The 21,341-nt window shown below is 65.8% G+C and carries 19 protein-coding genes; 7 read left to right on the top strand and 12 right to left on the bottom strand.

Going from position 1 to position 21,341, the window contains the following annotated elements:
* Nucleotides 1-20 precede the first annotated feature (20 nt).
* Both A5686_RS14630 and A5686_RS14625 read right to left on the bottom strand, forming a co-directional pair.
* Entirely contained in the window at nucleotides 21-929 is a 909-nt protein-coding gene (locus A5686_RS14630) for an alpha/beta fold hydrolase (protein WP_067935416.1), read from the bottom strand.
* Between the two features lie 160 nt (nucleotides 930-1,089).
* The gene (locus A5686_RS14625; protein WP_067935305.1) at nucleotides 1,090-2,550 is read right to left on the bottom strand and encodes an aldehyde dehydrogenase family protein; all 1,461 of its coding nucleotides are present in this window, start codon (nucleotides 2,548-2,550) and stop codon (nucleotides 1,090-1,092) included.
* Nucleotides 2,551-2,746: 196 nt separating this feature from the next.
* Between A5686_RS14625 and A5686_RS14620 the strand changes: the two genes are divergently transcribed.
* From A5686_RS14620 to A5686_RS14600, 5 genes are all read left to right on the top strand, one after another.
* Nucleotides 2,747-3,292 carry a MaoC family dehydratase N-terminal domain-containing protein gene (locus A5686_RS14620; RefSeq protein WP_067935414.1) on the top strand — a complete coding sequence of 182 codons (546 nt, stop codon included), beginning with the start codon at nucleotides 2,747-2,749 and terminating at the stop codon, nucleotides 3,290-3,292.
* Entirely contained in the window at nucleotides 3,292-3,690 is a 399-nt protein-coding gene (locus A5686_RS14615; protein WP_067935302.1) for a Zn-ribbon domain-containing OB-fold protein, read from the top strand. The genes A5686_RS14620 and A5686_RS14615 overlap by 1 nt, the downstream gene beginning before the upstream one ends.
* 82 nt (nucleotides 3,691-3,772) lie before the next feature.
* Nucleotides 3,773-4,228 (top strand): MaoC family dehydratase, encoded by a 456-nt coding sequence (locus A5686_RS14610; RefSeq protein ID WP_067935299.1) that lies wholly within the window; start codon nucleotides 3,773-3,775, stop codon nucleotides 4,226-4,228.
* The gene (locus A5686_RS14605) at nucleotides 4,225-5,394 is read left to right on the top strand and encodes a lipid-transfer protein (RefSeq protein WP_067935296.1); all 1,170 of its coding nucleotides are present in this window, start codon (nucleotides 4,225-4,227) and stop codon (nucleotides 5,392-5,394) included. Before A5686_RS14610 ends, A5686_RS14605 begins: the two co-directional genes overlap by 4 nt.
* Before the next feature lie 35 nt (nucleotides 5,395-5,429).
* A complete protein-coding gene (locus tag A5686_RS14600) occupies nucleotides 5,430-6,020 on the top strand; it encodes a TetR/AcrR family transcriptional regulator (RefSeq protein ID WP_067935293.1) in 591 nt (196 codons plus the stop codon).
* A gap of 98 nt (nucleotides 6,021-6,118) precedes the next feature.
* Here A5686_RS14600 and A5686_RS14595 read toward each other — a convergent pair whose 3' ends face one another.
* Nucleotides 6,119-7,090, bottom strand: coding sequence for a proline dehydrogenase family protein (locus tag A5686_RS14595; protein ID WP_067935290.1), 972 nt, complete (start codon nucleotides 7,088-7,090; stop codon nucleotides 6,119-6,121).
* Nucleotides 7,090-8,721, bottom strand: a complete 1,632-nt coding sequence (gene pruA, locus A5686_RS14590) for an L-glutamate gamma-semialdehyde dehydrogenase (protein ID WP_067935288.1) — start codon at nucleotides 8,719-8,721, stop codon at nucleotides 7,090-7,092. The genes A5686_RS14595 and pruA overlap by 1 nt, the downstream gene beginning before the upstream one ends.
* An 83-nt stretch (nucleotides 8,722-8,804) precedes the next feature.
* Here pruA and A5686_RS14585 point away from each other — a divergent pair, with 83 nt between their 5' ends.
* A complete protein-coding gene (locus tag A5686_RS14585; protein ID WP_067935283.1) occupies nucleotides 8,805-10,400 on the top strand; it encodes a CdaR family transcriptional regulator in 1,596 nt (531 codons plus the stop codon).
* Nucleotides 10,401-10,419: 19 nt separating this feature from the next.
* On the opposite strand, the gene A5686_RS14580 is transcribed toward A5686_RS14585, so the two are convergent.
* The 6 genes from A5686_RS14580 to fdxA all read right to left on the bottom strand — a co-directional run bounded on the left by A5686_RS14580 (nucleotide 10,420) and on the right by fdxA (nucleotide 17,091).
* The gene (locus A5686_RS14580; protein WP_067935281.1) at nucleotides 10,420-10,749 is read right to left on the bottom strand and encodes a hypothetical protein; all 330 of its coding nucleotides are present in this window, start codon (nucleotides 10,747-10,749) and stop codon (nucleotides 10,420-10,422) included.
* Nucleotides 10,746-12,005, bottom strand: coding sequence for a sulfate adenylyltransferase (gene sat, locus A5686_RS14575; RefSeq protein ID WP_067935278.1), 1,260 nt, complete (start codon nucleotides 12,003-12,005; stop codon nucleotides 10,746-10,748). Before sat ends, A5686_RS14580 begins: the two co-directional genes overlap by 4 nt.
* Before the next feature lie 70 nt (nucleotides 12,006-12,075).
* Nucleotides 12,076-12,744: an adenylyl-sulfate kinase gene (gene cysC, locus A5686_RS14570; protein WP_067935276.1), complete on the bottom strand. Its 669-nt coding sequence runs from the start codon at nucleotides 12,742-12,744 to the stop codon at nucleotides 12,076-12,078.
* 451 nt (nucleotides 12,745-13,195) lie between these two features.
* The gene (locus A5686_RS14565; protein ID WP_067935412.1) at nucleotides 13,196-15,559 is read right to left on the bottom strand and encodes an amino acid permease; all 2,364 of its coding nucleotides are present in this window, start codon (nucleotides 15,557-15,559) and stop codon (nucleotides 13,196-13,198) included.
* 78 nt (nucleotides 15,560-15,637) lie between these two features.
* The gene (dapC, locus tag A5686_RS14560; RefSeq protein ID WP_156750075.1) at nucleotides 15,638-16,723 is read right to left on the bottom strand and encodes a succinyldiaminopimelate transaminase; all 1,086 of its coding nucleotides are present in this window, start codon (nucleotides 16,721-16,723) and stop codon (nucleotides 15,638-15,640) included.
* A 41-nt stretch (nucleotides 16,724-16,764) separates the two neighbouring features.
* Entirely contained in the window at nucleotides 16,765-17,091 is a 327-nt protein-coding gene (gene fdxA / locus A5686_RS14555) for a ferredoxin (RefSeq protein ID WP_003875467.1), read from the bottom strand.
* Between the two features lie 377 nt (nucleotides 17,092-17,468).
* Here fdxA and A5686_RS14550 point away from each other — a divergent pair, with 377 nt between their 5' ends.
* Nucleotides 17,469-17,792 carry a hemophore-related protein gene (locus A5686_RS14550; RefSeq protein WP_067935270.1) on the top strand — a complete coding sequence of 108 codons (324 nt, stop codon included), beginning with the start codon at nucleotides 17,469-17,471 and terminating at the stop codon, nucleotides 17,790-17,792.
* 19 nt (nucleotides 17,793-17,811) lie between these two features.
* On the opposite strand, the gene A5686_RS14545 is transcribed toward A5686_RS14550, so the two are convergent.
* On the bottom strand, nucleotides 17,812-18,576 hold the full coding sequence (locus tag A5686_RS14545; RefSeq protein ID WP_067935267.1) for a maleylpyruvate isomerase N-terminal domain-containing protein: 765 nt from the start codon (nucleotides 18,574-18,576) through the stop codon (nucleotides 17,812-17,814).
* Between the two features lie 39 nt (nucleotides 18,577-18,615).
* Entirely contained in the window at nucleotides 18,616-21,246 is a 2,631-nt protein-coding gene (locus A5686_RS14540; RefSeq protein ID WP_082947634.1) for a bifunctional FO biosynthesis protein CofGH, read from the bottom strand.
* Nucleotides 21,247-21,341 lie beyond the last annotated feature (95 nt).

The following is a 21,341-nucleotide window of genomic DNA, read 5'->3' as shown; positions in this document are numbered from 1 at the left end:
CTACCCGGCCGCGGAGGCGGTCAGCCTCGCTCGTCCCAGATCTTCGTCAGGGTGGACAGGATCTCCTCGCCGCGGCCCAGCCCGCCGAGGTGGCTTTCGCCGGGGAGCACGATCAGCTCGCAGTCGGGCAATAAGGACACGACGTGCTTGCCGTGGGCGAATGGCACGATGTGGTCGCTGTCGCCGTGCCACCAGCGCACCGGGACCTTGACCTCGTCGAGTCGGAATCCCCAGTCCCGGGTGAACAGGATGATGTCGTTGAACGGGGCCGCCAATTGCTTGCGGCTGCCGTTGAGCAGGTCGTCGAGGAACATGGCCCCGAACTCCGGCCGGGTCAGCAGGCGCCGGTCGCCCTCCGGCGATATCGCGGCATACAAGAACAGCGCCGGATTCGCGACGGGACGAATCGCCCGGACTACCAGGCTCGCGCCGATGCGCAGCGGGTCACCGCCCAGCCGCAGCAGGGGTGCCACCCGCTTGCCCAAATTCATCAGGCCGCTGGTGATCCCCTCCTCGCCGAGAAACGGCGCGACGCCCCCCAGCACACCGACCGCTACCACCCGATCGGGCAGCACCGCGGCGGACGCGAGTGCGTAGGGGCCGCCGCCGGACAGGCCGATAACGGCCATATCGTCGATGCCCAGGATGTCCGCGATGGTCAGCAGATCGTCCCCGAACGCCCGGATGTTCTCGTAACGATGCGGCGTCGACGAGCCGATCCCGGGCCGGTCCAGGCCGATCAGCCGGATCTTGTGCTTTTCGGCGTACAGGCGGGCTTCGGTGGGAATCTGACGGCGGGCGCCGGGGGTGCCATGCAGCCAGAAGAACGCCCGGCCTTGCGGGTCACCGAATTCGGCGAACCCGATTTGGCGGTCCTCGCCGACAGCGACGTTTCCTTCTAGCTTGGGGCGGGCGATCTCGATGACCATGTCGAGCAGCTTGGCATGTCGTGTTCGGTTCACCAAAGGGCGGTCAGGTGTCGCGGGCTGCTCAGCGATGGACCGCGGGCGCCGCGCGGACCTATCTACGTCGGAGATCCGTGAAACAGCAGTGGGATTTGCGGGCACATCGGGCTCGCCGCGGGTTGCCTTAGGCGGGAACCCCGATCGCCATCTGTTCCATGTACTGATGGAGTCCACCGATGCCGCCGCCTTCGCGGCCCAGGCCGCTGAGCCTGAAGCCCCCGAACGGCGCGCCACCGGGACTGACGCCGTTGACCGCGACCTGGCCGGTGCGGATGCGGCGCGCCACGCCGACGGCGCGGTCCATATCCTCACCCCACACCGCACCGGAGAGCCCGTATTGCGAGTTGTTCGCGATCGCCACGGCCTCCTCGTCGTCTCGGTAGCGCAGCACGCTCAACACCGGACCGAACACCTCCTCCTGCGCGATGGTCGAATTCGGCTCCACGCCGGACAGAATCGTGGGTTCGACGTAGTAGCCGACGTCCAAACCCGCCGGCCGCCCGCCGCCGATCACCAGCTTCGCCCCATCGCGACGTGCGCCGGCGATGTGCGCCTCGACCCTGTCGCGTTGCGCCGCACTGATCAGCGGCCCCATCTGCACGTCCGGGTCGGTGGGATCGCCCACCTTGACCTCGCCGGCCAATGCGGCGAGCCGATCGACGACGTCGTCGTGCAGCGAATCAGGCAACAGCAGCCGGCTGTGCAGGATGCAGGCCTGTCCGGCGTGCAGCGAACAGGATTCGAACAGCATCTGCCGCAGCATTTCGTCGGTGATCTGCGCGTCGTCGAGGACAATGCTGGCCGACTTGCCGCCGAGCTCCAGCAGGATTCGTTTCATCGTGTCGCCGGCGGCGGACATGACTTGGCGGCCGACGACCGAGCTGCCGGTGAAGCTCACCATGTCGATGCGCGGGTCGGTGGTCAGCAGCCTGGCCGCCTCGACTCCCGAGGGTGTGACCACGTTGACCACACCGGGCGGAATGTCGGTGTACTCGTCGATGAGCCGCGCCAGCGCCAGCCCCGCCAGCGGTGTCAGCGGAGACGGCTTGAGCACGACTGTATTTCCTGCGGCCAGAGCATGATTCAGCTTCATCACGTTCAGGCAATGCGGAAAGTTCCACGGCGTCAGCACCGATACGACACCCAACGGCACATGCCGAAGCAAGGTGGTTCCGGCGCTGATTCCGGTGACCTCTTGGTCGACCAGCTGGGTGGCGAGCTGGGCGGCATGCATGGACATGAACCCGGCGGCGTCGATCTGCATCATGCGCTCGTTGGCGATACAGCCCCACTCCGCCTGCGACAGCGCGAAGAAGTCGTCGGCGTGCTTGCTCAAAGCCTCGCTCAGCTGATTGAGACACCCGGCGCGCTGCTCGGCGGACATCATGCCCCACGGTCCGCTGTCGAAGGCGCGCCGCGCGGCCGCGATCGCGTCGCCAACCTGCGCGACGCTCGCGTCGGGCGCGGTGGCGATGACGGCCTCGTTGGACGGCGAGAGGTCGTCGTAGCGGCCGTCCTGCGGCTCGACCCAGTTGCCGTCGATGTAGAGCTGATAGGTCTGGACAAGAGCGGGCGAATCGGCCATCTGCTTCCTCCGGTCATCTGATCACTTGGTGTACTCGCCTCAGCGGCCGCCGTCAATCATCATCCGAGCGAATTCCGCGCTATCCCATACTTTGCCGTCATATTGACAGCACGCGACGGTGCAGAGTACACACAACTCGCAGGACAGATGGCATCGATCTGTCGGATCAGGCGTGCTGCGAGAGGGGCTTTGCTACGTGACCGATTCAGAAACCGTCAGCGCCAAGGTGCGGGCCCTCGTCGGACATCCGACCGGCGGCACCGGAAAACCTTCGCTCGCACCGGACCCGGTGAACCAACCTATGATCCGGCACTGGGCGTACGCGATGGCCGACATGAATCCTGTCTATCTCGATCCGGAGTTCGCCGCCTCGTCGCGATTCGGCGGCATCGTGTCGCCGCCGGTGATGCTCCAGACCTGGACCATGCCGTCGCCGAAGCTGGAGGGGATCGGCGAGCGGGGTGGGGCTCCTGTCGAGATCCACAGCAACCCAACGGCCTTCCTCGACGAGGCCGGCTACACCAGCACGGTGGCGACAAACTCCGAGTTCGAGATCGAACGGTACCCGCGACTGGGCGACGTGATCAGCGCGACGACGGTCTACGAATCCGTCTCCGACGAGAAGAAGACGGCGCTGGGCACCGGCTTCTTCCTGACCTGGTTGACGACCTACACCGACCAGCACGGTGAAGTGCTGGGGCGGCAGCGATTTCGGGTGTTGCGCTTCAGGCCGGCAGGCTGATGGCGGCCCGGCTGGCCCCGGCGATCACGCCGGACACCGAATTCTTCTGGAATGGATTGCGGGAGAACAAACTCCTGATCCAACGCTGCGGCGGCTGCGGGCAGCTGCGTCACCCGCCGCGCCCGATGTGCCCGCACTGCCGATCGCTGCGGTGGGAGGCGATCGAGTCCTCCGGCCGCGGCACGGTTTACAGCTACGTGATGCCGCACGAGCCTAAGTTTCCGTTCTTCGAGTACCCCTATGTCGTCGTGCTGGTGGAACTAGAGGAAGGGGTGCGCCTGGTGTCCAACCTGACCGGCATCGAACCGTCCGACGTGACGCCCGGATTACCGGTACAGGTCTACTACCAGAGCTTTGATGATGGACTGGTGCTGCACCAGTTCCGGCCAGCAAGCTAGGCATGGCAATGGATCTCGATTTCACCCTACGTCCCGATCCGGCGCTGTCAGGCCTTTGCGCAACCTATCCGAAAGGACGAGTATGACGACAACCACCAGCCGCACCACCACCCTGCGCTGGCGGGACATCTCGGTCGGTGATGAGTTGACGCCGCTCGAAATCCCCATCACCACAACGATGATCGTGGCGGGCGCGATCGCCACCCGCGATTTCATGCCGGTGCACCACGACCGCGACTACGCCAAGCAGCAGGGCTCGCCCAACTTGTTCATGAACATCCTGACCACCAACGGCTACTGCGTTCGCTTCCTCACCGACTGGGCCGGCCCCGAGGCAATGGTGAAGAAACTGTCGATTCGCCTCGGCGTGCCATGCTTTCCGGACGACCCACTGCGGTTCACCGGCAGTGTCACCGGCAAGACCGAGGGATCCGACGGCGAGAACTTCGTCGAGGTCACCTTTTCCGGCACCAACAGCCTGGGTGACCACGTCTCCGGGACCGCGGTGCTGAGTCTGCTCGACGGACCGGGCGCGTGAGCCGGACGCTGCCGGGCGCCGCGGCCATCGTCGGGATCGGCCAGACGGAGTTTTCGAAGGAATCGGGGCGCAGCGAGCTGCAATTGGCGTGCGAGGCGGTCAGCGCCGCACTCGACGACGCCGGCCTGGCGCCCACTGACGTCGACGGCATGGTCACGTTCACGATGGATTCCAGCGACGAGATCGACATCGCCCGCAACGTGGGCATCGGCGACCTGAGCTTCTTCTCCCGCGTGCACCACGGCGGCGGCGCGGCCGCCGGCACCGTCGTACACGCGGCGATGGCCGTCGCTACCGGTGTCGCCGACGTCGTGGTGTGCTGGCGCGCGTTCAACGAGCGCTCCGGCTTCCGGTTCGGGGGCAGCGGTCGCAGCATGGCGGAAACACCGTTGTTCATGGCGCATTACGCTCCGTTCGGGTTGCTCACCCCTGCGGCGTGGGTTGCCATGCACGCCCAGCGCTACATGTCGACCTACGGCGTGACCAACGAGGACTTCGGCAGGATCGCGGTCGTCGACCGCACGCACGCGTCGGCCAACCCCGACGCGTGGTTCTACCAGCGCCCGATCACGCTGGAGGACCACCAGAATTCGCGCTGGATCATCGAACCTGTACTGCGCCTGCTGGATTGCTGCCAAGAGAGCGACGGCGGCGTGGCTCTCGTCGTCACCAGCGCCGAACGCGCCCGCGACCTGCGCCAGCCGCCGGCGATCATCACGGCGGCCGCCCAGGGCGCGGCGGACAACGGCGAGATGATGACCAGCTATTACCGCGACGAGATCACCGGTCTTCCGGAGATGGGTATGGTGGCCCGCCAGCTGTGGCGCGACTCGGGTCTCAAACCCCAAGACATCCAAACCGCCTTCATCTATGACCATTTCACTCCGTTCGTCTTCACCCAACTCGAGGAGCTCGGGTTCTGCGGGCGCGGGGAGGCCAAGGACTTCGCCACGATCGAGCGGTTGTCGCTGGGTGGAGAGTTCCCCATCAACACCAATGGCGGCCTGCTCGGCGAGGCCTACATCCATGGCATGAACGGCATCACCGAGGGGGTGCGACAGGTGCGCGGCACCTCCTACAACCAGGTCGACAACGTCGAGCACGTGCTGGTCACATCCGGAACCGGCGTGCCGACCAGTGGTCTGATTCTCGCGCCGGCCGGTTGAGGGGACCCGTGACACCGAGCTCGGCCCACAGCCAGATGACCGACACCCGCGAGCTGATCGTGGAGTCCGCGTTTGCGTGTTTCGGCAAGCAGGGATTGCAGAAGGCAACCATCGTCGACATCGCCAAGCACGCCGGGGTTTCCCGGAGCACCATCTACGAGTACTTTTCCGACAAGGCGTCCATCGTCGAGGCGTGCGCCGAACACGCCTCGCAGCAGTTCTATCGCGAGATGTCCAAGGCGATGGACCAAGGTGGCGGCACGCTCGAGGACAAGCTTTGTTCGGCAGCGATATTCGTCACGCGGGCGCGCCGGGCCATCTCTACGGAGAAGTATTTCGACGAGGATGCGATCAGCTTGCTGCTGACCAAGGACGCCGCGGTGCTGCTGCGCGAATGCGTCGAGTTCTTCGCCCCCTACCTGTCCGCGGCCAGACTCACGGGCGAGGTGCGCAAGGACCTCGACATCGAGGCCGGCGGTGAATGGTTTGCGCGCATCCTGTTCTCGCTTTTCAGCACGCCGTCCTCGACGCTGGACATGGATGATCCCGACGTGGTGGCGGAATTCGTTCGCGCCCATGTGGTGCGCGGCTTCGCCGGCGACCGTCCACGACCCCGTCGCGGTTAGCAACGCGTTCGGGGTGTGAATCCGGGGCGTCCTGTGTGAAACCTCGGCGGGAATTATCGGCGTGTCGCCGCCCGGTATTCACGTTCAAAGCCGACGATTCACACTCGGTGACCGCGCTTCGCCAGCGCACGCAGGAAGAACGCCACATTTGCCGGCCGCTCGGCCAGCCGCCGCATGAAGTAGCCGTACCACTGCGTGCCGAACGGGATGTACACCCGCAGCTGGTTGCCGGCCGCGGCGAGACGCCGCTGCTCGTCGTCGCGAATGCCATAGAGCATCTGATATTCGAAATCACCGCTACGGCGGCCCGATTCGCGCGCCATCGACGGCACCACGCTGATGATCTGCGGATCGTGAGTGGCCGCCATCGGGTAGCCGGACCCCGCCATCAGCACCCGAAGGCACGCCAGATAGGAGTCAGTGACCTCGGCGGGCGAGCGGTAAGCCAGCGAGCCAGGTTCGTCGTAGGCGCCCTTACACAGCCTGACCCGGGCGCCCGAGGCGGCAAATTCCTCGCAGTCATCCAGGGTACGCCGCAGGTACGCCTGCAAAACCAGTCCCAGCCAAGGGAATTCGGTCCGCAGGTCGCGCACGATGCGCAGCGTCGAATCGGTGGTGGTGTGGTTCTCGGCGTCGACGGTCACCCATACACCCGCCCGCTCGGCGGCGGCGCAGATCGACCAGGCGTTCTCCCGCGCGATCTTGTGCCCGTCGCGATTCAGGGACTGCCCCAGCGCCGAGAGCTTGACCGACACTTCCAGAGGCCGGACTGGGCCGGGTGCCGCACCGAGCCGGCCCAGCGCGTCGATCAAATCCAGGTAGATCCGCACGGCCGCCTCGGCGTCGTCGGGGCTCGCGACGTCCTCGCCCAGATAGTCGATGCTGACGAAACGGCCCGAATCACGCAGGGCGGCAGCACTATTCAGCACGGAATCGATCGTCTCGCCGGGAACGAACCGCCGCATCACTTTGCGGGTGACCGACAGCCGTTCGGCGGTGCGGCGCAAGCCTTCGCGGCGGCTCGCGGCCATGATCGCCGGGCGCAGGGTGGTGGCGAACAGTCCGGCCATCAGTCCGCGCCCATATGCGGATAGGTGTGCTCGGTCGCGGGGATGAAGGTCTCCTTGATGGTGCGAGCCGACGTCCAGCGCAACATGTTCAGCATCGATCCGGCTTTGTCGTTGGTGCCCGAACCACGCGACCCGCCGAACGGCTGGCGTCCGACGACAGCGCCGGTCGGCTTGTCGTTGATGTAGAAGTTGCCGGCCGCGAACCGCAGCCGGTGTTGAGCGGTGAGCACGGCATCGCGGTCGTCGGCGATGATCGCACCGGTCAGCGCGTACCGAGACCCGGCGTCGACGACACCGAGGATTCGCTCGTAATCGTCGTCGGGGTACACGTGCACCGACAGCAGCGGGCCGAAGTATTCCGTCGCAAACGACTCGTCGGCCGGATCGTCGGACAGTAAGACCGTAGGACGCACGAAATAGCCTTCGCTGTCATCGTATTCGCCACCGACGGCGATGGTGACGTGCGGCGCCCCCTTGGCCCGCTCTATGGCATCGACGTTCTTGATAAAGGCGCGCCGGTCGATCAGCGCTCCACCGAAATTGGTCAGATCGGTGACGTCGCCGTAGCGCAATGCCGCGGTCTTGCCCAGGAAGTCGTCACCCATGTGGCGCCACACCGACTGCGGGATGAAGGCCCGTGACGCTGCCGAGCACTTCTGGCCCTGGTAGTCGAACGCGCCGCGGATCAGCGCTGTGCACAACACGTCCGAGCGCGCCGAAGCATGTGCGACGACGAAGTCTTTACCACCGGTCTCACCGACCAGCCGCGGATAACTCTGGTAGCGACCGATATTGGCGCCCACCTGCTGCCACAGATGCTGGAAGGTAGCCGTCGACCCGGTGAAATGGATTCCCGCCAGCCGCGGATCGGTCAGCGCCACATCGGAAACGGCGAGGCCGTCGCCGGTCACCAGGTTGATCACCCCGGGCGGCAACCCCGCCGCCTCGAGCAATTGCATGGTCAGATAGGCCGACAACGTTTGGGTGATCGACGGCTTCCACACGACGGTGTTGCCCATCAGTGCCGGCGCGGTCGGCAGATTGCCGGCAATGGAGGTGAAGTTGAACGGCGTGATCGCATATACGAAGCCGTCCAGCGGGCGGTATTCGCTGCGGTTCCACTCCCCTGGCCCGCTGATCGGCTGCTGTGCCAGGATCTGCCGCGCAAACGCCACGTTGAATCGCCAGAAGTCGATCTGCTCGCAGGGCGAGTCGATCTCGGCCTGGTAGACCGACTTGGATTGACCGAGCATCGTCGCGGCGGCGATCTTCTCCCGCCACGGTCCGGCCAGCAGGTCGGCGGCCCGCAGGAACACCGCCGCCCGCTCGTCGAACGGCACCGCCGCCCACGCGCTTTTCGCGGCCATCGCCGCTTCGATCGCCGCCGTCGCGTCGGCGTGGCCGGCGTTGGTCAGGGTGCCCAGCTTCGCGGCGTGTCGATGCGGCTGGACGACGTCGATGCGCTCCCCGTCACCCATCCGGTGGGTACCACCGATGACATGCGGGAGCTCGATGGGCGGATCGTTGAGCGCGGCCAGTTCGGCGATAAGTCGGGCGCGCTCCGCAGAGTGCGGTGCGTAGTCGTGGACCGGCTCGTTGGCCGGGGTGGGGACCTGGGTTATCGCGTCCATCCTGCAAGGATCCACGTGGCGGGCTAGCAGAGAATTAGCTGATCAGACAAGGAAAGCGGCTGTCAGTAGTAAAATCGGACAACATGGCAGGTGTGGGTCTGGGACAGCTGCTACTCAGGCTGGACGCGACCCTAGTGAATTTGGTTGAAGCGCCCCGTGGTCTGGACCTGCCGGTGGCGTCGGTGGCGCTGATCGACTCCGACGACGTGCGACTCGGTCTGGCGGCCGCGGCGGGTGCCGCCGATGTGTTTTTTCTGTTGGGGGTCGTCGACGACGAGGCGCTTCGGTGGATGGACAAGCAGGCGCGTGAACGCGTGCCGGTAGCCATCTTCGTCAAAAGACCGTCGCATGCCTTGGTGGCCAAGGCGGTTGCGGTGGGCTCGGCCGTGGTGGCGGCCGACCCGCAGGCCCGCTGGGAGCGGCTCTATCAGTTGGTCAACCACGTTCTGGAGCACCACGGGGACCGCGTGGACGCGACGGATGACTCGGGCACCGACCTCTTCGGGTTGGCGCAGTCGCTCGCCGACCGCATTCATGGCATGGTCAGCATCGAAAACGCCCAATCGCACGTCCTGGCGTATTCGGCCTCCAACGACGAAGCGGACGAACTGCGCCGCCTCTCCATCCTGGGCAGGGCGGGTCCGCCCGAGCATCTCGAGTGGATCGGACAGTGGGGCATCTTCGACGCGTTACGGTCGGGAGGCGACGTCGTGCGCGTCGCTGAGCGGCCCGAGTTGGGGCTGCGCCCGCGACTGGCCGTCGGGGTCTACTTGCCCGCGGCCGACGCGCGGCGATCTGCGGTGTTCGCCGGAACCATCTGGGTACAACAAGGCTCGCAACCACTGGCCGACGACGCCGAGGAGATGATGCGAGGTGCCGCCGTGCTGGCTGCCCGCATCATGTCGCGGCTGGCGGCCCGGCCATCCACGCATGCCCGCCGGGTGCAGCAACTTCTCGGCCTTGCGGACTCGGAGACTCTTGCGCATGTCGACGTCGCTGCCATCGCCCGCGAACTCGGTGTTGCCGCCGACGGCGACGCGGCCCTGATCGGCTGGGACGCGGCGGACAATTCTCCCCGGCACGCTCGGCTCGCTGATGTCATCGCACTGAGCGCCAGCGCTTTTCGTCACGATGCCCAGGTCGCATCGTCCGGTGCGCGAACGTATGTGCTCTTTCCGCAGACGCACAACCGGGCGGTCACCTCGTGGGCGCGCGGCACCGTCGCCGCCATGCGCGCCGAACTCGGGGTGCCGCTTCGGGCCGCCATCGCCGCGCCGATCGCCGGCCTTGCCGGAGCCACCGCGGCGCGCATCGAGGTCGACCGCGTTTTGGACAGCGCTGAGCGACACCCGATTTCGTTCGGCCAGGTGACTTCGCTGGCCGAAGCGCGCACCACCGTGCTGCTCGACGAAATCGTGACACTGGTTGGCAGCGACGAGCGACTGATCGATCCTCGGATCGTGGGGCTGCGCAACGACGATCCCGCGCTGGCCGAAACGCTGCGGACCTACCTCGATACCTTCGGCGACATCGCCGCGGCCGCGCAAGGGTTACGAGTGCACCCGAATACGGTTCGCTATCGGGTGCGCCGGATCGAGAAGTTGTTGTCGACGTCGTTGGCCGATCCCGATGTGCGGCTGCTGTTTTCGCTGGGATTACGGGCGCTGAAGAGCAAGTGACGCCCGCGGACGACACTGCCTATTTGCTGTTCGCCGTCTGGGAATCCTCGAGAAAGTGACCCACCACATCGGAACCGGTGGAATGCATCTTGATGGACAGCTCGAGCAGCCTGTCCTTGACCTGCTTCGGGAGCAGTTCGATCGAGCGAGTGGTGGCCGAGTCGTATTTCGCTCCGGGAAAGCGCTGCAGCAGAACGTCTTTCTGCTCTTCGGTGGCGTAGATCTCGAGCAGCTTCATGCCGGCGAACGCCTCGATCGCCAGGTCCGCCATTCCGGCGTTGGCCAGCGCGTCCAGCCGTTCCTCGTTGATCCAGACGTTGACCTTGATCTTCTTCTCGCCCGTGCTCATGAGTTCTCCAATTGGTTCAGCGTAAAGACCGGCAGTCTGTCTCTCAGATAGTCCTCGGTGACGAAAGGAGAACCTTGGCCATACTTGGCGGCGCTGTCCATCACCACTTCGAACACCTCGTGCCGCATCACCTTTTGAGTCGGCTTGACCTCGTCGGTCAGGATGCTTCGAATCAGGCTGCCGCTGAAGCTTTGTGACTGTTCGTCATGGCCGCACAGCGCCGAGTTGGTGACCTCCTGGCACACCGGGCAGTACCAGTTTTCCCGCAGGAAAACCGGTTTGATCCCCAGTCCGCTCCGGTACTGCTTGAGGATGTTCTGCGAGTCGTACGGGTGGTAGAAGTCTCCCACGCCGGCGTGGTCCCGCCCGAACATGTGGTGCGAGCAGCCGAGGTTCGTCCGCAAGATCGCGTGGAAGATGGCCTCCCGGGGTCCCGCATAGCGCATGTCCCACAGCGTGAATGACACCAGGTGGACGTCCTCGCGGAAATACCCGCTGGCCCGTAATTCGTTCTGCGCCAAGAGTATTGCCTCGTCGATATAGTCTCCGACACGTTTTTGGCCGATGATGGCATTGACCAGCACACCCGTGTTCAAGTTGTCGACGGGCTGGTCCTCATTGGCCGCCAGCCACGCTTGCTTCATCAACGCCTCGTGGCCGGTGTGCGGAACGTTTCGGGTTTGATGGGCGACGGCACGCTTCCAGTTCTTTTTCGCCAGCGCATCCTTGTGTTGCCTGGGTGTCAGCCAGAAGCTTTTGAAGGGCTCGTTGAACACCGGTTCGTTGATCAACGTGATGTCGCCGCCGATGAATCGATCCGCGTAAGCCAACGTCTTCTTGACGCCCGGGTGCCGCGGATCGGTCGTCCCGTAGGTCTTTTCGGCCATCCGCTCCAAGTCGTATTCGTAGATCTCAAAGACCTCGAAGATCGCCATCGGCGCATCGAGATATTCGAGAACCACGCGCTCGCCCTCCTTCACCCCGAACTTCTCGACGTCTTCCGCCGAAAGATCGAAGACGATCGGGATGCTCCAGAGCGTGCCGTCGGGCAGCTGGAAGTCGTCCAGCGTGCCATCCACTTCCCGCCGGACCATGAACCCCGAGAGCGGGGTGAAAAACCCGTAGGACAGGCTGATCACCTCGTGCGCGGTGGCTTTCGAGATCGGGATGCGCGGCAGCCCATCGATCCGACTCGCCGCATTCTCCGTGGACACCCGTTCCACGATCGGCTTCCCGTTATGACCTTGGTAGCTCATTCAAATGACCTCGTTTTTCGATAAAGGGCGGGCACGGTGGACGGCTCCCGACGCCGTCGCCGGACCCCCGCTAAGCGTCTCGTCGGGTCGCGGCCCAGATGACACCCACCTGCTCGAGATGAGCGATCACCTGCTCGGCCAGTGTGTCCGCGTCCTTTTTGCCGCCGTCGAGCCGCAGCTCGGGCTGCGCCGGCGCCTCGTAGGGGTCGTCGATTCCGGTGAATCCCTTGATCTCGCCGGCCCGCGCTTTCTTGTAGAGCCCTTTCGGATCGCGCTGCTCACAGATCTCGATCGGGGTGTCGATAAAGATCTCCTGGAAATCACCCTCGTTCAGGGTGGCCCGAATAGCGTCACGATCGCGAACGTAAGGGCTGATGAAGGCCGTCAAGGCGATGACGCCCGATTCGCAGAACAGCTTCGCGACCGCGCCGATACGGCGGATGTTCTCCTCGCGATCCTGGGCGGAAAATCCCAGACCGAACCGCTTCGCGAACTCGGGTCCGTGGCGCTCTTCGAGCAGTTCCGGGCCGGCATTGAGTCCATAGCGGACGTTGTCTCCATCCAGCAGAAAGCTGCGTATGCCCCGCTCGTAGAGCTTCTGCTCCACGACGTTGGCCACCGTGCTCTTGCCGCTACCGCTCAAGCCGGTGAACCAGACGACGCAGCCTTTGTGTCCGTTGAGGCCCTCGCGCTCGGCGCGACTTATCTGATGTTCGTGCCAAGTGATGTTGTTGGCCATATCGAGCTCCTGTTCACATCGTTTCAGCCAGGCATGAACGCGTGCCCAGGTAGATGCAACCGACCGTCGTAGTGACAGACGCTGACGAAACCCTTACGGCCACTTATCATCCTTCGCATCACTGGTGGCCTATGCCGGCACCGCTTCCTCCCGACAGGGACCCGCGCCCGCTGAACACCGACGCCGAGCTTCGGCGCGGCACCCCGCCGTATCGGTCCTGGCCACACACCTTCCCCCATAGTGTTTATCAATCAATCAGGATTAGAACCAGTCCACAAGTAAAGATGGCCAACTTAGGTGGGTTTTTTCCGCGCGGCGGGATGTCCCGCGTCAAGCCCGTCTCCGGGTATCCCAGCAACTGCAATCACCGGGCGTTGGGGCAACATTCGCTTCGCTCAGCTGGCGGGTCAGGCCTTTCCCGCACGGCGCAGACCCTCGAGCGGGCGCGACGCTACGTGTCGCTGGTTTGCTCGGAGTCCTCGGCCTCGACGTCCTTCGCGGGATCCTCGATGATCTGATACGCCGGATCGAGCATGGATATGGCCTGGGTGCCGGTCTGGCGAGCCTTCCCGGTGATTCGCAGCACCTGACCGGGCTGGATATCGGCGCCGCCGTGGCCCGCGCGGAAGGTGACGGTCATTTCGCCGGTGCTGTCGCCGATGACGATTCGCCGGTGGGTCCGGCCCCGTGTGGTGACGTCTTCGACCTCGCTGACCCGCCCTTCGACGCTGGCGCGCTGTCCGGAGATCAGCCCCGCCACCATGATCACAGACCGCGGCCGCTCCGGGTGTTCGTAGGCGTCGACCTTTTCATCCTCGTCTTGGGACACCCATGCCTCGATCTTGTCGATTGCCTGCCCGATGCGCTGCTCGAAGGTGTCCGGGTAGGCCTCCCTGATCCGCGATTCGACGTCGTAGGGCACGATCGTCGCCGCGGCATCGGGGATGAGGCTGACCGCTCGCGAGATCTTATCGGCGGTGCGGTCGTGCAACAGCCGGCCCAGCAGGCGCGCGAAAGTCCGACGCGGCAGCAGCACCGTCACGTTGGTGCGCGCGTTCTCGTCACGCGCCTTGGCGACCAGCAGCTGGGCGGCCCGGCTGATCCGGCGGTCGGGGCAGTCCACGATCCGCAGCGGAGTGTCGAGTTCGAAATGGTCCCAACGCTTTCGCAGGAGTGCAGCGTGGGCTGGGTCGACCATGAAGTGCACGGCGATCAGCTCCTCGGCGCGCAATCCCCTGCCGTAGCGCAACGCCTCGATCACGGCCAGGTCGACGGAGTCGACTAACACGAACACCCGATGCCGCGCGTACTTCACCAGCTCCGGGCGGTCGGTGCGGAACGTCTCGAGAATCGCTGCCTCGGCGCGGTATTCGCGGTTGAGCCGGGTCAGCACGAACACCAACAGCGGGAAGACGACGACCACCAGCCAGGCGCCCTCGGTGAACTTCGCCACCGCGAAGATACCCACCACGATCGTCGACAGGATGGCCGCGGACAGGTTGATCGCCAACCGGTGTCGCCAGCCCGGTTCTCGATGCGTGAGGTGGTGTTTGGTCATGCCGTAGCCGGCCATCGAGAAGCCGGTGAACACGCCTATCGCGTAGAAGGGCACCAGCGCATTCACCGAGCCGCCGGTGGTCACCAGCAATGCGACCGAGAGAGCCGTCAGAGTGATGATCCCGTTCGAAAACACCAGGCGGTGGCCGCGTTTGGTGAGCTGCCTGGGCAGGAAGCGGTCTTCGGCGACGAAACTGGCCAGGGCCGGAAAGCCGTTGAAGCTGGTGTTCGCGCCGGTGAACAAGATGGCTGCCGTGGCGGCCTGCACCATTACGTAGAACACGTCGCCCGTGGTCCCGTTGCCGAACACGGCCCGCCCGATCTGCGACAAGACCGAGGGATATTCGGTCAGGTACGGAGTGGCGTGTGTTACGTGCGCCAGGTAGGCGACGCCGGCGAGCAGCAACCCCAGGATGGTGGCCATCGCGGTGAGTACGCGGCGCGCGTTGCGGCCCTGCGGTTTTCGGAAGTAGTCGACAGTGTTGGAGATGGCCTCGACCCCCGTCAGCGACGAACCGCCGTTGGCGAACGCGCGCAGCAGCACCAAGATCGTGGCGCCCAGCACCAGTCCGTTGCTCTGGTGCACCGGCACGGTCCCGGCCAGGTGGGCAGGATCGTAAACGGGCAGGTTACCGCCCACCGCGCGGACGACGCCCACCACGATGGTCAGGCCGACCATGACGATGAAGGAATAGGTCGCGACCGCGAACGGCAATCCCGCTTCCTTCAGGCCGCGCAGGTTCGCGTAGCAGATGACCAGCACCACACCGACGGTGAGTTCGAGGCTGTACGGGCCCAGCGCGGGAATCGCCGAGGCCACCGCGACGGTGCCGGCTGCCGACTGCACGGCGACGGTGACCACGTAGTCGATCAACAGCGCCGCAGCGGCGATCTGCGCCACCTTGGGCCCGAAATTGTCCCGCGCGACGATGTACGAGCCGCCGGCTCGGGTGTAGGCCATGACCACTTGCCGATAGGACGCGGCCACCAGCACCAGGATCAGCAGGATGACACCGGTGATGGGCAGCAAAAGCAGGAATGCGGCCAGCCCTGCATGGGGCAACAGTTCGATCAGGATCTGTTCGGGGCCATACGCGACAGAGGAGACTGCGTCGGGCGAAAGCGCGCCTAGTGCAACCGAATTCGACAACTTCTCGGATGCGATATCCTCGGTGATCAGCGGCTTGCCGAGGAACACCCGCTTGGCGATGTCCCCCAGGGAGAGCGGGATGCGCAGCTTGCCGGTCGAACTGGTCACGAACACCGTCCTTACCCGAGAACGTGAAACGCCTCCGATGCATTGTGCACGCTCGGGCGCCCGCGCGATGCGGGTCGGCTAGGCGAGCCGCTGCACCGCGGCGGCAATCCGCTCGTCGCTGGCGGTCAGCGCAATCCGCACGTGCTGCGCACCGCGCGGCCCGTAGAACTCACCCGGCGCCACCAAGATGCCGCGCCGCGCCAGCCAGGCGACGGTGTCCTGGCATCCCTCGCCGCGCGTGGCCCACAGATAGAGGCCCGCTTCGGAATGGTCGACGGCGAAGCCGGCCGAACGCAGCGCGGGCAGCAGGGCCGTGCGGCGGCGTTCATAGCGCTCCCGCTGCGCCAGCTCGTGGGCGTCGTCGTCCAGGGCGGCCACCATGGCCGCCTGCACCGGCGTAGGCACCATCATCCCGGCGTGCTTGCGCACGGCCAGCAGCTCGGCGACCAGCTCGGGGTCCCCGGCGACGATCCCGGCTCGATACCCGGCCAGCGACGAGCTCTTCGACAGGGAGTGGATCGCGATCAGGCCGGTATGGTCGCCGTCGCACACCGAGGGGTGCAGGATCGACAGCGGCCGGTCATCCCAGCCCAATCCCAGATAGCACTCGTCGGAGGCCACCAGGCAACCCCGGTCGCGGGCCCAGCCGACCACTTTGCGCAGGTGATCGACGCCCAGGACGCGTCCGGTCGGATTGCTCGGCGAGTTCAGGTAGTACAGCGACGGCGATTGCGGGCCCAACTGAGTCAGCGAATCGGCGCGAAGCACCCGCGCCCCGGCCAGCCGGGCCCCTACCTCGTAGGTGGGATACGCCAGCTCGGGCACCACGATCAGGTCCGCGGGTCCCAGGCCCAGCAGCGTCGGCAACCACGCGATCAGCTCCTTGCTGCCGATCACCGGGAGCACCGAAGCCTCGGTCAGTCCGGCGATGCCGAACCGGCGATCGAGCGCGGCAACCGCCGATTCGCGCAGCCGGGCGGTGCCGGCGGTGGCCGGATACCCCGAGGCCGAAGCGGCGGCGGCCAGGGCTTCCTGGATGACCGGGGCGACCGGGTCGACCGGGGTGCCGACTGACAGGTCGACGATCCCGTCCGGATGGGCACTGGCCTGCGCTTTCGCATCCGCCAGGGTGTCCCAGGGGAACTCCGGCAAGGACGCCGACACGGCCGGCCGGCGCTTTTTGAGCTGGTGGGGCACCGGGCCGCTCAGTCGCCTTCGCCCTGCGGTGGCAAGTCCTTGACCACTTGCGGGTCGTTCTCGGTCAAGCCCACCTTGGCCGCACCACCGGGCGACCCGAGCTCGGCGAAGAAGTCGGCGTTGATCTGCGTGTACTGGCTCCACTGGTCCGGCACATCGTCTTCGTAGTAGATCGCTTCGACGGGGCAGACCGGCTCGCACGCTCCGCAGTCGACGCACTCGTCGGGGTGGATGTAGAGCATTCGAGCGCCTTCATAGATGCAGTCGACCGGGCACTCCTCGATACAGGCTTTGTCCTTGATGTCGACACAGGGTTCGGCGATCGTGTACGTCACAGACGTCTCCTCCATGTACTCCGGCTCGAACGTGGGCTGCTGTTCAACTCGCACCGGCGCGTACGACCGCTTCCGGTGAAGCTTTCGGTTACTGATACTAGACGTCGCAGATACAGGTCAACCATTCGGCGCGCCTGTCGGTTTAGGAGATTTAAGACCATCAGTCTCGGACCCCGCGAGGCGGGGCCGTTTCGCCGAGGGCGAACGCCGTCAATCAACGGCTGACCTGCACAGAGTAACGGCCCAGCGGCGGACTTCGATAACCGTTGCGTCACAAGCACCCTCGCGGGACCTGGTAATCTCGGTCGAGAGCCGGCAACCGCTTGGCAGATGTCACCGCCGTAGCGGCGGTGCATTATTTGGGGAAGGGTTCAAACATGAGGCTGTCGTTGAGCAAATTGGGCGTTGCGGTTGGCAGCGCAGCGGTGGCGTTGAGCGCCGCGGCCGGGGTTGCATCCGCCGACCCGGTCACCGACACCACCTGCAACTACGGGCAGGTCATGGCCGCACTTAACGCGACCGACCCGGCCACTGCCGCGCAATTCAACCAATCGCCGGTCGCGCAGAGCTACCTGCACAAATTCCTCGCCGCGCCGCCGGCGAAGCGCGTGCAGATGGAGCAGGAGATCCAGGCCATGCCGCAAGCCGCGGCGTTCATGGGAACCATCCAGCAAGTCGCCCAGGTCTGTAACAACTACTAGGTCGACCCGCGCCGACTGTTCAGTAGCCGCTGAGCAGTCGGCGCACCCGTCCTAAGGTTTCCGCGCCGGCGCGGCTGCGAATGCGTGATGGATCGGCCGGCCTGCGGCCCCACAGCAGCAACACGCGCGTGGCGGCGTCGGTGTTCAGGGTGGGCGGGCCTTCCGGCTCGGCGAAACCGATGGTGACCTGATCCGCATCGGCGGCCAGGACCACGTCGTCGGTGCCGTCGGCTCGCAGGCGGGCCTCCACGCGCTCATCTCGGTTCAGCAGCTTGGCCCCCTTCGCCAACAACGGCCTGCCGACCGCGACGACGCTGTGGGTGGTCATCCATGGCTCGGCCAGCCGGGCCCGGGCGGCCGGCTCGTCTCCAGTGATGTCCCAGGCGTGCAGGACGAGCTCTTCGCGCATGTGCTCGGCGAACCAGGGCGCCTTCATGGTGCGTCCGGTCCAAGCGACATCGGTGTCGGGGGGCACTGCTTCGGCCGCCGCCGCGACGTCGTTGAGGTTCGCCATCCGGTCCCCCAGCGCGTCCCACAGGTCCGCGTCGTTCAAGGCCCGCAACGGCCCCTCGCGCTCCTCGAAACCGCGAGTGGCCACGGGCTGACCGCTCAGGTGGCCGCTGAGCACCCGCGCGAGTTCTTCGGCGTTTCCGGCCTGGTGGACGACGATGTCGCGCACAGTCCAGGCCTCACACCAGGTGCCTGCGTCGGGCCCGTGCTTGCGCGCCGCGTCCACGAACGGCGCCCATTCGCGAAATCGATCGTCGTCAATTCGTCGCTTCACGGCTTCGGGTATACCCACGGCCTGTGACAGAAAAGCGAACTACGCCGCCAGAGTCGTGTAGTCGGTGGTGCGCTGCCGCGCCGGGCGACCGATGCCGTCGGCGATCGCGATCAGCTCCGCCACCGTCTTGGCCGAGCCGTGTTCCGAACCGGCCATCCGGGAGATGGTCTCCTCCATCAGGGTGCCGCCCAGGTCGTTGGCGCCACCGTTGAGCATCACCTGCGTGCGCTCGACACCGAGCTTGACCCAGCTGGTTTGAATCTGGGAAATGCGGCCGTGCAACATGATTCGCGCCAGCGCATGCACTGCCCGGTTGTCGCGGTGGGTGGGCCCGGGACGCGACGCGCCGGCCAGATACAGCGGTGAGCTCTGGTGCACGAACGGCAACGGTACGAATTCGGTGAAACCGCCGGTGCGGTCCTGGATGTCACGCAACACATTGAGGTGACCGACCCAATGCCGCGGGTTGTCGACGTGGCCGTACATCATGGTCGACGACGACCGCAGCCCCACCTCGTGTGCGGTGCCGACGATTTCGATCCACAGCGACGTCGGCAACTTGCCCTTGGTCAGCACCCAGCGCACTTCGTCGTCCAAGATCTCTGCGGCGGTACCGGGGATGGTGTCCAGGCCCGCTTCGCGCAGGCTGATCAGCCACTCACGAATGCTCAACCCGCTCTTGGTCACCCCGTTGGCGATCTCCATCGGGGAGAACGCGTGCACGTGCATCGACGGCACCCGCGCTTTGACGGCGCGGACCAGATCGGCGTAGCCGGTCACCGGCAGCTCGGGGTCGATGCCGCCCTGCATGCATACCTCGGTGGCGCCCGCGACGTGCGCCTCCCATGCGCGATCGGCGACCTCGTCGGTGGACAGCGAGTACGCGTCCGCGTCCCCCTTGCGCTGCGCGAATGCACAGAACCGGCACCCGGTGTAGCAGATGTTGGTGAAGTTGATGTTGCGGTTCACCACAAACGTCACATCATCGCCGACAGCCTCGCGTCGCAACGTATCCGCAAGGGCGGCAACCGCTTCCAGGGCCGGACCGTCGGCGGTCGCCAGCGACAGATACTCGCCGTCGGAGCACCCGGCGGGGTCGCGCTCGGCGGAGCGCAGCGCGGCAAGCACGTCGGTGTCGATGCGTTCGGGAGCCCGTGCGGCCAGTTCGTGAACGTGTGCACGGATCGATTCCCAGTCGCCGAACGCGCTGTCGATGTCGCTGCGGGTTTCGGAGTTGCGGCCCTCGCTGTCGATCGCCGCGTTGAGGTCGACCCGGCCCGAGGAACCGACGTCGTCGGGCTCCTGCCACGGCATCCCCACCGGGTTGACGTCGCGAGCGAGGCCGGTCGCCGGATCGGCCAGCGCGGTCACGTGGCCCCGCACGCGCGGGTCGATCCAGGCCGAACCGGCCTGCACGTATTTGGGCTGTGCGGTCAGCCGCTGAACCAGTTCGTAACCGGCCGCGGCGGTGATCGCGGCCAGGTCGTCCAGGGCCGGCCACGGTCGCTCCGGGTTGACATGGTCGGGCGTCAGTGGTGAAACCCCGCCCCAGTCGTCGACTCCGGCGCCGATCAGCGCGAGGCACTCGTCGCGCGACACCAGGTTCGGCGGCGCCTGGATGCGCATCGCGGGGCCCAGCACCAAGCGCGCGACCGCCACCGTCGCCAGGTAGTCCTCTATGCCGGCGTCGGGCACGGCGGCCATCGCGGTGTGTTCCTTGGCCCGGAAGTTCTGCACGATCACTTCCTGCACATGCCCGAACTCTTTGTGCGACTTGCGGATCGCATGCAAGGTCTCGGCACGCTCGGCGAGGGTCTCGCCGATACCGACCAACAGGCCGGTAGTGAATGGGATCGACAATCGGCCCGCGTCGGTCAGCGCGCGCAGGCGGACGGCGGGATCCTTGTCCGGGCTGCCATAGTGCGCAAGCCCTTTCGTCTCGAATAGCCGACGCGATGTCGTCTCGAGCATCATGCCCATCGAGGGCGCCACCGGCTTGAGCCGCGCCATCTCCGACCAACTCATCACGCCCGGATTGAGGTGCGGCAACAGCCCCGCCTCTTCGAGCACCCGGATCGCCATCGCCCGTACGTAGGACAGGGTCGAGTCGTAGCCGCGCGCCTCTAGCCACTCGCGCGCTTCCGGCCAGCGATCCTCGGGACGATCACCGAGCGTGAAAAGTGCTTCCTTGCAACCGAGTTCGGCACCTTGACGGGCGAGGTCGAGAATTTCGTCGGGCTCGAGATACATGCCGGCCCCTCGGGCGCGCAACTTGCCCGGGACGGTGACGAAGGTGCAGTAATGACAGCTGTCCCGACACAGGTGGGTGATCGGGATAAAAACCTTGCGTGAGTAGGTGATCGGCAACCCGCCGCCCGGGCCGCGCCGCCCAGCCGACTCCAGACCCGCGTCGCGCACCCGCGCCGCGCTGGCGCACAGATCCGCGAGATCCGGCCCGCGCGCGGTCATCGCGACCGCCGCCTCGTCGACGTTGAGAGCCACGCCGTCCCGAGCCCGTCGCAATACCCGCCGCAGCGCCGAGGCGCTGACCTCAGCGGAGACGTTGGCCGGAACCACAGGGTTGGGCAGAGCGGTAGGCTCCTCGCCCGGAGTCAACAGCACCTTCGTGTAACTTCCCCACGATCGAATTTCATCCGTGCGTCCCAACATGTGAAATCGTGGCACCCGCTGGCGGGGCCGTCTGGGCAACAGTCAACAGTAGCCGCACGCCCGCGTGGGCACGCGGGCGACATCCCGGCCGAACG

Origin of the sequence: Mycobacterium sp. E2479 (assembly GCF_001667925.1) — a bacterium.
In the GTDB taxonomy this organism is placed as follows: domain Bacteria; phylum Actinomycetota; class Actinomycetes; order Mycobacteriales; family Mycobacteriaceae; genus Mycobacterium.
The sequence above is the reverse complement of the archived record's forward strand: the minus strand, read 5'-3'. Positions and strand labels throughout refer to the sequence as shown.

What these genes read in the sequence shown, in the direction of transcription:
- A5686_RS14625 (WP_067935305.1), bottom strand. Translation starts at nt 2,550, where the DNA reads ATGGCCGATTCGCCCGCTCTTGTCCAGACCTATCAGCTCTACATCGAC.
- pruA (WP_067935288.1), bottom strand. Translation starts at nt 8,721, where the DNA reads ATGGACGCGATAACCCAGGTCCCCACCCCGGCCAACGAGCCGGTCCAC.
- A5686_RS14615 (WP_067935302.1), top strand. Translation starts at nt 3,292, where the DNA reads ATGGCGGCCCGGCTGGCCCCGGCGATCACGCCGGACACCGAATTCTTC.
- A5686_RS14630 (WP_067935416.1), bottom strand. Translation starts at nt 929, where the DNA reads ATGGTCATCGAGATCGCCCGCCCCAAGCTAGAAGGAAACGTCGCTGTC.
- A5686_RS14600 (WP_067935293.1), top strand. Translation starts at nt 5,430, where the DNA reads ATGACCGACACCCGCGAGCTGATCGTGGAGTCCGCGTTTGCGTGTTTC.
- A5686_RS14585 (WP_067935283.1), top strand. Translation starts at nt 8,805, where the DNA reads ATGGCAGGTGTGGGTCTGGGACAGCTGCTACTCAGGCTGGACGCGACC.
- A5686_RS14610 (WP_067935299.1), top strand. Translation starts at nt 3,773, where the DNA reads ATGACGACAACCACCAGCCGCACCACCACCCTGCGCTGGCGGGACATC.
- A5686_RS14550 (WP_067935270.1), top strand. Translation starts at nt 17,469, where the DNA reads ATGAGGCTGTCGTTGAGCAAATTGGGCGTTGCGGTTGGCAGCGCAGCG.
- A5686_RS14580 (WP_067935281.1), bottom strand. Translation starts at nt 10,749, where the DNA reads ATGAGCACGGGCGAGAAGAAGATCAAGGTCAACGTCTGGATCAACGAG.
- A5686_RS14540 (WP_082947634.1), bottom strand. Translation starts at nt 21,246, where the DNA reads ATGTTGGGACGCACGGATGAAATTCGATCGTGGGGAAGTTACACGAAG.
- sat (WP_067935278.1), bottom strand. Translation starts at nt 12,005, where the DNA reads ATGAGCTACCAAGGTCATAACGGGAAGCCGATCGTGGAACGGGTGTCC.
- cysC (WP_067935276.1), bottom strand. Translation starts at nt 12,744, where the DNA reads ATGGCCAACAACATCACTTGGCACGAACATCAGATAAGTCGCGCCGAG.
- A5686_RS14595 (WP_067935290.1), bottom strand. Translation starts at nt 7,090, where the DNA reads ATGGCCGGACTGTTCGCCACCACCCTGCGCCCGGCGATCATGGCCGCG.